Genomic DNA, 13,436 nt, shown 5'->3' on the forward strand with positions numbered 1-13,436 from the left:
TCTCCCTTCTGACGGAAATCATTATGAGCGACACCAAGCGAATCTGGGACGACTTCCTTACCGAACGCGACAAGCAAGTGCTGGCTCAGGCCGGCTACGGCAAGCGTGGCGGCTTCGGCAAGCGCCCCGCGCTGTTCATCATCGACGTGCAATACAACTTTTGCGGCGACACGCCTCAAGACATCCTGGAAGGCCTGAAGCAATATCGCACCCATTGCGGCCGCGAGGCCTGGGACGCGGTCGCGCATATTGTCCCGTTGCTGGAACTGGCGCGCGACAAGAATATCCCCGTCTTCTATACCGAAAGCGGCCGGCGCGCCGACCTGTTGGATAGTGGCGTGCAGGTAGGCAAGAACCACCGCGGCGGTGAAAAGACCGTGCTGGCAAACACCCATGCGACGCAAACCGTGGAGCCGCTGGCGCCGCGTCCGCAAGACATTCGCATCACCAAGCAGAAGCCATCCTGCTTCTTCGGCACGATCTTCATGAGCCACCTGAATTTTCTTGACGTGGACACGCTGATCCTGGTGGGATGCACGTCGTCAGGATGCCTGCGCGCCACCACGGTTGACGCCTACTCCTACAATTTCAAGGTAATCATTCCCGAAGAGGCGGCGTTCGACCGCTTCCAGGCCAGCCACGCCATGAGCTTGTTCGATCTGAATTGCAAGTATGCGGACGTGATTCCCTCTCGCGAGGTGCAGGACTATCTGCGCGGCCTGCCCGCGCCCGCCGACGCGGCCCGTGAATGATCCGGAGAAGGATGCCGACGCCATGGCCAGCAATGCCGGACCGATTCCCGTCTACCTATTGACCGGCTTCCTGGGAAGCGGCAAGACCACACTGTTGTCGCGTCTGGTGCGCAGCCCGCGCTTTGCCGATACGGCGGTGGTCATCAACGAGTTCGGCGAGATCGGCCTGGATCATATGCTGGTCGGCAAGGCGGATGACACCGATGTCGTGCTGCTGGATTCCGGCTGCCTCTGCTGCGCGGCGACAAGCTCGCTGCAAGACACGCTTGAGTCGCTGTACTACCGTCGCCAGCGCGGTGAAATTCCGCAATTTGAGCGGGTGGTGGTAGAGACCTCAGGGCTGGCCGACCCGTGTCCGGTCATCAACACGCTATCTGCCGACCCCCTGATCGCCCGCCATTACCGGTTCGGCGGCGTTGTGGCGACGGCGGATGCGCTGCACGGGATGGCGACGCTGGACGCCTATCGCGAAGCCAGCACCCAGGTCGCCATCGCCGACCGCATTGCGCTGACCAAGGTGGATCTGGCCGGGGATGGCGCGATTCAGGCGGTAAAGGCAGCGCTAAGGGGATACAACGCCAATGCGCCAATCCGCGCTGTGTCGCCTGGCACGGTGGACGAGGACGCGCCCGCGCTGTTTGACGGCCTGCGTCCAGAACATCTGGACGCGGCTGTGTTAAAGGAGGCAGCGCCAGCCGCCTTCAAGCCGGTGGCACATGTGTTGCGCTACGGCATTGTGTCCTATGCATTCCGGCAGCATACGCCCGTAACCTGGGAAGCCTATGCGAACTGGACCCGGCACATGCAACGCCATGTCGGAGAGCGCCTGTTAAGGGCCAAGGGCGTGCTGCGTTGGGACGACGGCAGTCTGCGCGCCGCGCATGGCGTGCGGCTCGTATTCGCCACGCCCGAGCCGATTGCCGAGCCGGAAGGCGCTGCACGGGCGACGGGCGCCATGGTCGTGATCGTGCAAGACCTTTCCGCAGATGAAGTTGAGCAAGCAATGCAGCCGCTAGGCATGTGAGGTCCGGGAAGCGCTTCCCCGGATGCGTGTCTGATACCAGGCACGGGTTCGGCTGGCAGCAGCGCCAGGCAAGCAGGGCATTTCGGCCCTGGCTGAATGACAATCCCGCCTCAAAGCGGCGTCAACAGCGGTTCGCCCGCATACAGCCGGCGCGTATTTTCCAGGAATTTATCCACCATCAATTGCATGGCCTCAGGCGACCAGCCGGCAATGTGGGGGGTGAGCACCAAGTTGGTCAGGTCGGCCAAAGCCGCTGGCAGTTCGGGTTCGCCCTCATAAACGTCCAGTGCCGCGCCGGCGATGGTCCGCTGGCGCAGGGCGCGTTCCAAGGCAACGGTGTCCACGACACTGCCGCGCGCGATGTTGATCAGGTAGCCGTTGGGGCCGAGCTGGTCCAGGATGGCGCCATCGATCAGATGGTGGGTTGAATCGCCACCTGGGATGGCGACGAGCAGCACGTCGGACCACCCGGCCAGTTCGCCTACGGAAGGAAAGTAGCGGTGCGGCGACCCCGGGCGCGGGCGGCGGTTGTGGTAACCGATCTGCATCTCGAACGCCTGCGCGCGCAGCGCCACTTTTTCGCCGATACCGCCCAGGCCGATGATGCCCAGCTTTTTTCCGGAGACGTTGGGCGGCAGGGGCAGCTGCGTGCGCCAGACGCCTTGCCGCGTGAGCTGGTCCAGGCGGGGAATGCCGCGGATGACGGCGATCATCAGGCCCATGGCGTGGTCGGCGACGCAGCTGTCGTTGGTGCCCGCGCCGTTGGCGACCTTGACGCCGCGCCGCCTGGCGTAATCCAGGTCGATCTTTTCGTAGCCGGCTCCCATCGAGTAGATCAGCTTCAGGTTGGGCAGCGCGTCGATCTGGCCTGCAGTCAGGCCAATCGCGCCGATGGTCATGACCACTTCGACGCGCGGCGCGTGCTCGGCGACGGCTTGCGCATACCGCTCCGGCGTCGGGGCGAAGACGACTTCGAAGTGACGGGCGATCTGGTCCCGGTCGGCCTGCGTGACCGGGTTCATGATGATGAGCAGAGGCTTGGGGGTGGGGAATGACATGCGGATAAAGGGAGGCAGTTAAATCTGGGTGTGGCGGGCGACCAAGCCAACGCGCACGTTGCAGAGGTGCGCCTGCATCGCGGCGCGCGCGGCGTCGGGGTTGCGATCCAGGATGGCCTGCAGGACGGCCATGTGCTCGTCGCAGCCCGGAATCAGCCGTTCGGGCGCGCCGTTCTGGTCGAAGCAGCGGGCCTTGATGCGCAGGTCGTGGATGGTCTGTGCCATCAGCCGGTTGCCGCTGGCCTGCGCGATGCTGTCGTGCAGCAGGTTGTCGACCCGATGGTTCTCCTCGTGGGTGGTTTCGTTGCGGCGCCGGATCTCGCTGACTTGCTCCAGGAGGGCTGCGGCCTCCTCCGGCGCCATGCGGGTGGCGGCGGCCGCGGCGGCGTCGCCTTCCAGCAGCACGCGCATCTGGAAGATCTCCAGGTATTGCCGCAACGAAGGTTCGGGCACGATGAGCTGCCCGCGCGCCGTGCGCATGGCGAATCCGGCACCGATCAGGCGGCTCATCGCCTCGCGCAGCGGGGTGCGCGACACGCCCAGCGCGCTGGCCAGGTTGCGTTCCTGCAGCGGTTGGTTGATGGGCAACTGGCCCAGCTGGATCATGCCCAGCATGGTCGAGTAGGCCTCGTCGACCAGGTCGCGCGCGTCGTCGGCGGCCGGGGCGGCGGCCGTGGCGTTGAGCAAGGGGCTTTCCATGGCATGAATGATGGACATAGGAATCATGGAAACAGTAAGGGGAAGATGGCAAAGTTCGGGTCTGCGCGCAGGTCGTCTTCGCGGGCGTGGACCCATTCCGTGTAATCGCGCCAGCGCTGCACGGCCTGCGCCAGGTCCAGGGCTTCGAACCGTAGCGGCTGGCCCGGGCGGATCTGGGCAAGACGAGGCAGGTCGGCCGAGATGACGGTGGCGATCTTGGGGTAGCCGCCGGTGGTCTGGCGGTCGTTCATGGCAATGAGGGGTTGTCCCGCGCCTGGGATCTGGATGCTGCCCGCGGCGATGGGATCGGTGATGATGTCGGCGCCCCGGGCGTGCGCAATGGCCGGCCCATCCAGACGCAGGCCCATGCGGTCGGACTGCGGCGCCAGGCGATAGGTGGCGCCGAGAAAACGGTCGATCTCGGCGGGCGCGAAGTGATCCTGCTGCGGACCGAGGACGACACCGATGGGCGCATCCCGATAGAACCAGCCGGTGTCGCGGGCGGCCAGCCAGCGACGCAGCGAACGGCGCCGGCCGTCGCCGGTGGCAAGCACGTCGCCGCGCGCCAGCGCACGGCCGTCCAGGCCGCCCAGGCCGGCACGCGTCAGGGTGGACGCACTGCCCAGCACCGGCGCCACGGCGATGCCGCCACCGACTGCCAGATATCCGCGGACGCCGCGTTCCAGCGGCCCGATCGTCAAGGTGGCGCCCGCCGGCAAGCGGTGGGATTGCCACGGGCTCAGTGACCGCGCGGGCGAGGCGGCCGTGGCGCTGGCGTGCAGCAAGGCGTCGCCGGCGAAGGCGACGGTGCAATCCGCATCCAGCACCTGCAACGCGCCGCCCAGCAGGGTGAATTCCAGTGCGGCCAGGCCGGGTGCGTTGCCGACCAGTCCATTGGCGATGCGCAGCGCGCCGGGATCCATGGCGCCCGACGGCGGCACGCCCATGTGTTCATAGCCCGGGCGGCCCAGGTCCTGCACCGTGGTCAGCAAGCCGGCCTTTTCGACGCGAAGGCGCGCGCTCATGGGCCGTCTCCTGGCAGCGGTCGCGGCCGGCGGGCGGGGTCGTCCTGCAAGGCGGCAAGGCGTTCGAACTCGTCTTCGTCGATGGGGGTGAACACGATCTCGTCGCCGGCCTCGAATAGAAATGGATTTTCGTGGCGCAGATCGAAGCTGCGCCACGGCGTGCGCCCGATCAGGTGCCAGCCGCTGGGTCCGGGCACGGAGGCGATGGCCGTCTGCTGGCCGCCGATGTTGATGCTGCCGGCGGGCGTGTGCGCGCGAGGCATGGCGCGGCGGGGCGTGTGCAGCGCGGGATCCAGGCCGCCCAGATACGCGAAGCCCGGCAGGAATCCCACCATGTAGATCCGGTAGACCGGCGCGATGTGCCGGGCGATGACCCGCGCGGGATCAAGCCGATGCTGATCCGCCAGCGCCTGCAGGTCCATGCCGTGGGCGCCGCCATAGCAGACCGGGACTTGCCAGCGGCGCGGTGCGGGGACAGGCGCCAAGGCGCTGGCTTGCAGGCTGCGGCCGATCAGCTCGCCAATGGCGTCGTGCCCGATCAGTAGCGGATCGAAGCTCACCGCGAGCGAACGGTACGCCGGCACCACGCTCAGGAGTCCGCGGACCTTGCGCAGGCTGCCTCGCAACGCTTTCGATAGCGCGAGCACGCGCGCATTGGTCTCGGCGTCGATGCGGTCGGGAAACTCGACCAGCAGCGTGCGATCGCCCGCCGCCACGATGCGCGGCGCGGCAGTCCCGCAAGAAGTTGGCGCGTCGGTCGTCATGCTGCGTTGGCAAATTCCATGGCGTCGTCCGGATGAAAGCCCCACGTGACCGCCTGTCCGGGTGTGCGTTGGGCTGAGTCCACGTCCAGCGGCGCGTAGGCCAGGATCACCTTGTCGAAGGCTTCGATGAAGACTTTCCAGTGCACGCCGCAGAACGTCGACGCCACGACCTTGCCCGGGTGGCGCTGATCGGCGCCGGCCAGGCGGCTGCCCAGGCGCAGGTGCTCGGGGCGCACGCCCAGCACGCCGTCGTTGGCGGGCAGGAAATTGCATTCGCCCAGGAAGCCGGCGACAAAAGCGCTGGCGGGCTTGCGGTACAGGCTTTCCGGCGAGCCGGCCTCGACGATGCGGCCCTGTTCCAGGATGACGATGCGGTCCGACAGGTTCATGGCCTCTTCCTGGTCATGCGTGACGAAGACCACGGTCAGCCCCAGTTCCTGGTGCAGCCGGCGCAGCTGCAGCTGAATGGATTGCCGCAGATTCTTGTCCAGCGCGCCCAGCGGCTCGTCCATCAGCAGGATGTCGGGCGTGAACACCAGGGCGCGCGCCAGCGCGACGCGCTGCTGCTGGCCGCCGGACAGCGCGCCGGGCTTGCGGTCCTTCAGCGGCGCCAGGCTCACCAGGTCCAGCGCGTCAAATACGCGGCGGCGGATGTCCTCTTCGTTCAGGCGCCGCATGCGCAGCGCGAACGCGACGTTCTCGAACACGCTCATGTGCGGAAACAGGGCGTAGTTCTGGAACACCATGCCGATGTTGCGGTCCGCGATCGGCGTATGCGTGACGTCGCGCCCGCCGATCTTCACCACGCCGGCGTCCGGCGATTCGAAGCCGGCGATAATCTTGAGCAGCGTGGTCTTGCCGGAGCCGGACGCGCCCAGCAGCGTGCAGAACTCGCCGCGCGCCACGGTCAGGTCGACGTCGGGCAGCGCAATCGAATCGCCGTAGCGCTTGTGGATGCCGGCAAGCGTCAGCTCCTTGCCCTGGCGTTCCGGCGGGCGTTGCGGGAGGATGTCGTTGGCGATATGCATGTCAGTGTTCCTTCTTCCTGCTGATCAGCAGGTTTGCAAGCAGGATCAGCGCCGTCGCCCCGACCAGCAGGCAGGAGGCGGAGATCACGGTGGGATCGAAGTCGTTGGCCAGGCCCTCGAACATCAGCTTGGGCAAGGTGCGGTTGCGGATGGTGGTCAGGAACAGCGCCATGACCACGTCGTCGAACGAGCTGACGAAGGCAAAGACGGCGCCGCCGATCAGGCTGGGGATCAGGGCCGGTAGCATGACCAGCCGGAACATCGTCGGCCAGGAAGCGCCCATGCTCAGCGCGGCCAATTCCAGGCTGGGGTCCAGGCTGCGCAGCGCCGCCCGCATGGTGATGTAGACGTAGGGCGCGGCAAGCACGGTGTGGCCCAGAATGACCGCCATGGAATTGGCGACCCAGCCGATGGGCGCGAACAGGTAGTACAGCGCGACCGCCGTGACGATGGCCGGCACCGACATCGGGACGATGAAGAAGGCATCCAGCCAGCCTTGGTGGCGCTTTGCCAGCCGGCTGACGCCCAGCGCGGCGGCGGTGCCCAGGACCGTGGCCAGCAGCGTCACCACGACGGCGATCCGCGTACTGGAGGCCAGCGCGGCCAGCCATTTGCCGTCCGTGAAGAAGTTCTCGTACCAGCGCAGCCCGTAGCTGGGCGGCGGGAAGATGGGGAAGTCGGTGGTGCCGAAGCTCATCGGAATGACGACGACGATGGGCAGCAGCAGGAACACCGCGCACGCCACGCCCAGGAAGGCCGACATCCGGCCGCCCGGCGTGCGGCGATACCCGCTGGTGTTGCTGCCTTTGCCGGAACTGGCGCTGATCAGGCTGTTCAGGCCGAACAGCCGGTTGAACAGCCACAGCGACAGCAGCACGGTGGCCAGCAGCACGCCTGCTAGCGCCGACGCCAATCCCCAGTTCAGCTCTTCGGTGATGTTGTGCGAAATGAGTTCGGCGGCCATGCGCTGGGCGGGACCGCCCATCAGCGACGGGGTGATGTAGTAGCCCACCGCATTCATGAAGACAATGATGCCGCCGGCGACCGCGCCCGGACTGGTAAGCGGCAGGATGACCCGGCTGAAAATGCCCGCGGATCCCGCGCCCAGGCCTTGCGCGGCCTGCACCAGGCTGCCGTCCAGGGACCGGAACGACGCATACAGCGGCAGCACCACGAAGGGCATCAGCACGTGCGTCATGCCCACCATCACGCCGGTAAAGTTGTAGAGAAACGCCATGGGCTGGTCGAGGATGCCCACGGTCGTCAGCAAGGTGTTCAACGGCCCGTTCTTGCCCAGCAGCGCGATCCAGGCCGATGTGCGGACCAGCGCGCTGGACCAGAAGGGAAGGAGCACCGCGAAGAACACCACGCGCGCCACGGTCGGCGATACGGTCGCCATCAGGTAGGCGAGCGGATAGCTCAACACCACGCAGGCCACCGTGACGGCTGCGGCAATGGTGAACGTGTTGACCAGCACGATCCGGTAGATCGGCGTGTCCAGCAGGTGGCGGTAATGGTCCAGCGTCAGGCTGCCGTCCTCGCCCTTGAAGCCGTTGCCCAGCAAACCCGCAATCGGGCCGGCGAAAAACAGCAGAAGAAACAGCAGCAGCGGCAATGCAGCAAGGGCCGCGACGCGGCCGCGCCGGGAAGCGGCGGCCGGGCGCACGCTGGCGACGGGCAGGGGAAGGGCGTCGGTGCTCGTGGTCATGGCATTGGGGCGCCGGCGCACGCGCCGGCGTCTGAGTAAGGAAGCAGAAGGATCAGCGGGCGCGGACCTGGTTGTAGCGCTCGGTGATGGCGGGGCCGTGGGTATCCCAGAACTCCGAGTTCAGGAAGATGCTTTTCTTCAGGCGCTCGGTGGTCGAAGGCAGGCGCTCAAGCCGCTTGGCGTCGATCAGGGGCAGGGCCTGCTCGGTGGTCGGACCGTAGGCGATGTATTTGCTGAATTCAGCCTGGTGCTTGGGCTGGATCATGTAGTTCAGCAGCTTGATCGCCGCGTCGCGGTTGGGCGAGCCCTTCACGATGGCGAAGTAGCCGACCTGGGCGATGCTGTCGCCCCAGCCCATGGCGATGGGCAGGCCCGAGTCGATGCCGGCCTGGAAGCGGCCGTTCCAGCCCAGCGCCATCACGACTTCGCCGGTTCCCAGCGCGTTGACGGGTTCGGCGCCGCTCTTCCACCAGCGGGCGACGTGGGGCTTGATCTCTTCGATCTTCTTGAACGCGCGGTCAAGGCCCTCGGGCGTGGCCAGCACCTTGTACACATCGGCGGGCGGGACGCCGTCGGCGATGAGCGCCGCCTCGATCACCGTGGCGGGATCGTCCTGCAGGGTCCGCTTGCCGGGGAATTTCTTCACGTCCCAGAAGTCGGCGAAGGTGCTGGGTTGCGGCTTGCCGGCGGGGAAGGCCTGGGTCGAGAAGCCGATGTTGGTCGAGAAGATTTCCGACGGCACGCCATAGTCGTTGCGGGCACTGGGGATTACGTGGTCCTGGTTGACCATCTCCGGCGTGATCTTCTCGAAGACGCCCAGCTTGATGCCGCGCGTCAGGCGGGCGCTGTTCTCGGTAACCACATCCCATGTGACCGACTTGGTGTCGATCATGGCGCGGATCTTGGCGACCTGCGGATCGGTGTCTTCGTGGACGGTAATGCCGGTTTCCTTGGAGAAGGGCTTGAGCCAGGCGTCGCGGATCGCGCCCTGGTAGTTGCCGCCCCAGCTGGCGAAATTGAGTTCTGCCGCTTGCGCCACGCCAGTCGCCATCGCCAATGCTGCGGCCACGGCGCATGTGGCGTTCTTCCATTTGAAATTCATTGCTTGGACTCCGTTCATTAAAAAAACGCGGTGGGCAGACCTGCCCCGATCCTGGGCATATCGCCTCAGCAAGTCCTTGGCATGCAAATTGCATGCCAACGGTATGCCAAACATTGAATTTCGTTTTTTTCGGAGTCCTTCAGATGCGCGACGTAGACCTCAATTCCGACCTGGGAGAGAGCTTCGGCCACTACAAGATTGGTGCGGACGAGGCCATGCTGGACCTCATCACGTCGGCCAACGTGGCTTGCGGTTTTCACGGTGGTGATGCATCGGTCATGCACCAAACTGCGGCATCCGCGCTAAAGCGGGGCATCGATGTGGGCGCCCATCCGGGGTTCAACGACCTGTGGGGATTCGGCCGGCGCAAGATCGTCGGCGACAGCCCCCAGGCCATCGGCGACATGCTCGCGTACCAGATCGCCGCGATGCAGGGCATGGCCCGCGCGGCGGGCCATCGCGTGACGCATGTGAAGGTGCACGGCGCGCTGGCCACGCTGGCCTTTGAAGACCGGGCGCTGTCAGAGGCGCTGACCTGGGCCATGCGCACGCTCGATCCGGAGTTGGTGCTGGTCTGCACGCCGCACAACGAGACCGAGCGCGCCGCGCGCCGGGCCGGCATCCGCGTGGCCTGCGAGGTGTTTGCCGACAGGCTCTATGGCGACAATGGCCTGACGCTGCCGCGCAGCGAGCCCGGGGCGGTGATTCACGATCCGGCCGCGGCCGCCGCGCAGGCGGTGCGCATGGTGCGCGAGCAGGCGATCCGCACGGTGGGCGGCAAGGTGGTCGCCATGCCGGTGCACACGATCTGCGTGCATGGCGACAATCCGCAGGGCGTCGATATCGCGCGGGCCGTGCGCCAGGCGCTGCTGGAAGAGGGCGTGCGCCTGCGGCCGATCTCGCAGATGGACTTTCAGTAGGGCGCGTCTTTTTGCGCCTGCCGGATCAGCGTCTTCAGCACGGTCGCAAAGCGCTTGGCGGTGCTCGATAGCGGGCTGCTGGCCGAATGCAGCAGATGGATGGCGTGGCTCAGGGCGGGTTCGGTGGGAAGCAGCACGAAGTCTTTGCCGAAGCTGGGGTGATAGCCGAACGATTCGATCAGCGCCACGCCCACGCCTTGGCGCACGAGCGCCAGCGCCTCGGGCGTCGAGCGGATTTCGATCTGCGGTTGCACCGGCGCGGGGCCGGAGTTCAGAAAGCGGCTGGCAAGCCGCCCGAAGGGGGTGTCGGCGCCATAGCCGATCAGCAGATGACCTTGCAGGTCTTCGGCGCGAACGCGCCTGCGCACCGCCAGCGGATGGCCGCGCGGCACCGCGCAGCCCAGCCAGCCCTGGCCGATCTCTTCGCTGACGATATTGGCGTTGACCGGTGGCGGCATCGACGCGATGCCGAAATCGGCCTGTCCCAGCAGCAGATGCGGCAGCAGCGCGTCAAAAGCCAGCGGCCGGTAGCGGATGGGCGTGTCGGGATGCCGCTCGCGGAACTTCTGGATGGCGTGCGGGATGAGCCATTCGCTGAAGCTGGGACTGGACACCAGGCTGACCGTGCCTGCCGAGCCTGCGCCCAACGCGCCCGCCAGGGCATTGAACCGGTTGACGCGGCCGAAGATCTCTTCGGCCTCGACAAACAGGCGCCGGGCCTCCGGAGTGGGGTGCAGCCGCCCCTTGACGCGTTCGAACAGCCGATAGCGCAGCCGGTTCTCGGCCGAGGCCAGCACGCGGCTCACGGCGGGCTGCGTGACGGACAGCATGCGGCCCGCCTCGCTGAGCGAGCCGGTCAGCATCACGGCGTGGAAGACCTCGATCTGGCGAAGCGTCAGCGCTCCGGGCGCCGAGGGAAGGGGGCCGGCCATAGGGAAGGGGGCGTAAGTGGAAGGGATGTCAGCGCCAGCCATTTTATGGCCTGCAGGCCGGCGCGGCGTGCGCGCCACACGGGTGCCATGACGTTTTGCGCGCAGCCCATTACTAAATGCACAGTCCCGCGGCCGGCTGGAGCCTTGTCCGGCGGCGGCAAACCCTTTGTTTTCAAGGGTTGCGGGCCCGTTTTACGGCTCGCCGCGATCCGCGTCCCGCCTGGCGGACGGTCTTCCCGCGGCCGGGCGCGCACGTCATGCTGGCGTCGGATATCGCTCACACAACCCAGGATTACCACATGTCCCGCATCGTCACCGTCGCTGCCGCCCAATTGGGTCCGATTCAACGTTCCGAAGGGCGCGACGTGGCGATCGGCCGCATGGTCCGGCTGATGGAGCGCGCGCATCAACGCGGCGCCCAGGTCGTGGTGTTTCCGGAACTTGCGCTGACGACCTTCTTTCCGCGCTGGTACTGCGAGGACCTTGACGAGGCGGATGCCTGGTTTGAGCCCAGCCTGCCGTCGCCCGCCACGCAGCCGCTGTTCGACGCCATCAAGCGCTACGGCCTGATGGTGTACCTGGGATACGCGGAACTGGCCTGGGAACCGGACGAACGGGGCATCGTGCGCAAGCGCCGGTTCAATACGTCGGTTGTCATCGCGCCCAACGGCGAGATCGTGCTGAAGTACCGCAAGGTTCATCTGCCGGGGCACGCCGAGTTCGCCGAGCATCGCCAGGTCCAGCATCTGGAGAAGCGCTACTTCGAAGTGGGCAACCTGGGATTCCCGGTGGTGCGCGCGCCCGTTGCGCCCGGCGTGGACGCGAACCTGGGCATGCTCATCTGCAACGACCGGCGCTGGCCCGAGGCCTGGCGCGTGCTGGGCCTGCAGCAAGTCGAACTCGTCATGCTGGGCTACAACACGCCCAGCCGCAACCAGGATAACCGCGGCTTCGAGGCGCATCACCTGCGCGTGTTGCACTCGCACTTGTCCATCCAGGCGGGCTGCTACCAGAACGCCACCTTTGCCGCGGCCGTTGCCAAGGCCGGCACTGAGGACGGCCATGAACTGTTGGGCCATTCCATCATCGTCAACCCCCAGGGCGAAATCATCGCCATGGCCGCGACCTGGGACGATGAGCTGATCGTCGCCGATTGCGACCTGGACCTGTGCGAATTGGGCCGCAGCACCGTCTTCAATTTCGCCAAGCATCGCCGTCCCGAGGCCTACGGCCGCCTGGTCGAGCAGACCGGCAGCGTCGCGCCCGCCGTCTGGACGCCTTCGGCCTGACCCGTCCGAATTTCCCTACCTTGCTGGATAGCCTCATGACCGCGATGCTTCTGCCTCCGACCATCGAACACGAAATGCTCGGCACCCTGCGCGTGCCGCAATACGCCGACGTGACCGCCGCCGCCGAGCGCCTGGCGCCCTACGTGCGGCGCACCATGCTGTTGCGCTCGCCGGCCCTGGACGAACGGGCGCAGGCGCCCATCTGGCTGAAGCTGGAAAACCTGCAGGTGACGGGCTCCTTCAAGGCTCGTGGCGCATTCAACGCTCTGCTGAACATGGGCCCGGCGCAGCGCGAGCGCGGCGTGGTGGCCTATTCCACCGGCAATCATGGCCAGGCCGTTGCCTGGGCCAGCCGCTGCCTGGGCGTGCCGGCCACCATCGTGATGCCGGTGGATGCGCCGGAAAACAAGGTCGAGAAGGCGCTGCGCCACGGCGCCAAGGTTGTGCGCTACGACCGCACGCGCGAAAGCCGCGAAGAGATCGGGATGCGCCTGCTGGCCGAGACCGGCGCCACGCTGCTGCCGCCTGGCGACCATCCTGACGTGCTGGCTGCACAGGGCACGCTGGCCCTGGAGGCGTTGCAGGATCTGCCGGCCGCGGCGCGGGCCAACCTTGGGCTCTTTGCCACGCCTTGCGGCGGCGGCGGCATGGCGGCGGGCTGCTCGCTGGTGCTGCGCGAGCTGGCGCCGCAGGCGCGGATGGTCGCGGTGGAACCGCACGAATTCGACGACACGGTGAGGTCCCTGGCCTCCGGCAAGCGCGAAACCAACCCCGCAGGCGCCAAGACCTTGTGCGATGCGTTGCAGGCTGCGACGCCGGCGGAACTGCCTTACGCGATCAACAGTCGCTGCCTGAGCGCGGCCGTGTCGGTGAGCGATGACGAAGTCGCCAGCGCCATCCGCTTTGCGCTGGACGAATTGCGCCTGGTGGTCGAGCCGGGCGGCGCGGTGGCGCTGGCCGCGCTGCTGGCGGGAAAGCTGTCTGCCGAAGGCCGCGACGCGGTCATCGTGCTGTCGGGCGGAAACATCGATCTGCCGCTGTTGCGTCAGATCGCACTGGACTGAGCGTTCGCGCGACCGTCCAGGCCGGCGGGGCCGCAAGCCCCGCCGCGTAGTACCGGCGTCGTTCAGGCGCC

At 66.8% G+C, this 13,436-nt stretch carries 13 protein-coding genes; 5 read left to right on the forward strand and 8 right to left on the reverse strand.

What is annotated here, in order from left to right; translation table 11 throughout:
* Positions 1-23 precede the first annotated feature (23 nt).
* Positions 24-752 carry an isochorismatase family protein gene (locus tag FBY20_RS19395; protein ID WP_056322987.1) on the forward strand — a complete coding sequence of 243 codons (729 nt, stop codon included), beginning with the start codon at positions 24-26 and terminating at the stop codon, positions 750-752.
* 22 nt (positions 753-774) lie between these two features.
* On the forward strand, positions 775-1,776 hold the full coding sequence (locus FBY20_RS19400; RefSeq protein WP_056322990.1) for a GTP-binding protein: 1,002 nt from the start codon (positions 775-777) through the stop codon (positions 1,774-1,776).
* 110 nt (positions 1,777-1,886) lie between these two features.
* Here the strand turns inward: FBY20_RS19400 and FBY20_RS19405 are convergent, their stop codons facing one another.
* From FBY20_RS19405 to FBY20_RS19435, 7 genes are read right to left on the reverse strand one after another with little or no spacing between them, the layout of a single operon-like run.
* Positions 1,887-2,834, reverse strand: coding sequence for a 2-hydroxyacid dehydrogenase (locus tag FBY20_RS19405; RefSeq protein ID WP_142054057.1), 948 nt, complete (start codon positions 2,832-2,834; stop codon positions 1,887-1,889).
* 18 nt (positions 2,835-2,852) lie between these two features.
* Complete coding sequence (locus FBY20_RS19410; RefSeq protein WP_255452403.1) at positions 2,853-3,551, reverse strand: GntR family transcriptional regulator; 699 nt, start codon at positions 3,549-3,551, stop codon at positions 2,853-2,855.
* 5 nt (positions 3,552-3,556) lie between these two features.
* A complete protein-coding gene (locus FBY20_RS19415) occupies positions 3,557-4,558 on the reverse strand; it encodes a biotin-dependent carboxyltransferase family protein (protein ID WP_142054060.1) in 1,002 nt (333 codons plus the stop codon).
* Positions 4,555-5,322: a 5-oxoprolinase subunit PxpB gene (pxpB, locus tag FBY20_RS19420; protein WP_142054062.1), complete on the reverse strand. Its 768-nt coding sequence runs from the start codon at positions 5,320-5,322 to the stop codon at positions 4,555-4,557. The genes FBY20_RS19415 and pxpB overlap by 4 nt, the downstream gene beginning before the upstream one ends.
* The gene (locus tag FBY20_RS19425; RefSeq protein WP_142054064.1) at positions 5,319-6,350 is read right to left on the reverse strand and encodes an ABC transporter ATP-binding protein; all 1,032 of its coding nucleotides are present in this window, start codon (positions 6,348-6,350) and stop codon (positions 5,319-5,321) included. The genes pxpB and FBY20_RS19425 overlap by 4 nt, the downstream gene beginning before the upstream one ends.
* Before the next feature lies 1 nt (position 6,351).
* Positions 6,352-8,058, reverse strand: coding sequence for an ABC transporter permease subunit (locus FBY20_RS19430; RefSeq protein WP_142054066.1), 1,707 nt, complete (start codon positions 8,056-8,058; stop codon positions 6,352-6,354).
* Between the two features lie 52 nt (positions 8,059-8,110).
* The gene (locus FBY20_RS19435; protein ID WP_056323009.1) at positions 8,111-9,160 is read right to left on the reverse strand and encodes an ABC transporter substrate-binding protein; all 1,050 of its coding nucleotides are present in this window, start codon (positions 9,158-9,160) and stop codon (positions 8,111-8,113) included.
* Between the two features lie 143 nt (positions 9,161-9,303).
* Between FBY20_RS19435 and FBY20_RS19440 the strand changes: the two genes are divergently transcribed.
* Complete coding sequence (locus tag FBY20_RS19440) at positions 9,304-10,080, forward strand: LamB/YcsF family protein (RefSeq protein WP_142054068.1); 777 nt, start codon at positions 9,304-9,306, stop codon at positions 10,078-10,080.
* On the opposite strand, the gene FBY20_RS19445 is transcribed toward FBY20_RS19440, so the two are convergent.
* Positions 10,074-11,012, reverse strand: a complete 939-nt coding sequence (locus tag FBY20_RS19445) for a LysR family transcriptional regulator (protein ID WP_056323015.1) — start codon at positions 11,010-11,012, stop codon at positions 10,074-10,076. The two genes, FBY20_RS19440 and FBY20_RS19445, sit on opposite strands and share 7 nt — an antisense overlap.
* A 299-nt stretch (positions 11,013-11,311) precedes the next feature.
* Here FBY20_RS19445 and FBY20_RS19450 point away from each other — a divergent pair, with 299 nt between their 5' ends.
* Both FBY20_RS19450 and FBY20_RS19455 read left to right on the forward strand, forming a co-directional pair.
* Entirely contained in the window at positions 11,312-12,301 is a 990-nt protein-coding gene (locus tag FBY20_RS19450) for an N-carbamoyl-D-amino-acid hydrolase (RefSeq protein WP_056323018.1), read from the forward strand.
* A gap of 35 nt (positions 12,302-12,336) precedes the next feature.
* Complete coding sequence (locus tag FBY20_RS19455) at positions 12,337-13,365, forward strand: threonine/serine dehydratase (protein ID WP_174245432.1); 1,029 nt, start codon at positions 12,337-12,339, stop codon at positions 13,363-13,365.
* Positions 13,366-13,436: the final 71 nt, after the last annotated feature.

Source organism: Achromobacter sp. SLBN-14 (assembly GCF_006715415.1).
Taxonomy (GTDB): Bacteria; Pseudomonadota; Gammaproteobacteria; order Burkholderiales; family Burkholderiaceae_B; genus Achromobacter; species Achromobacter mucicolens.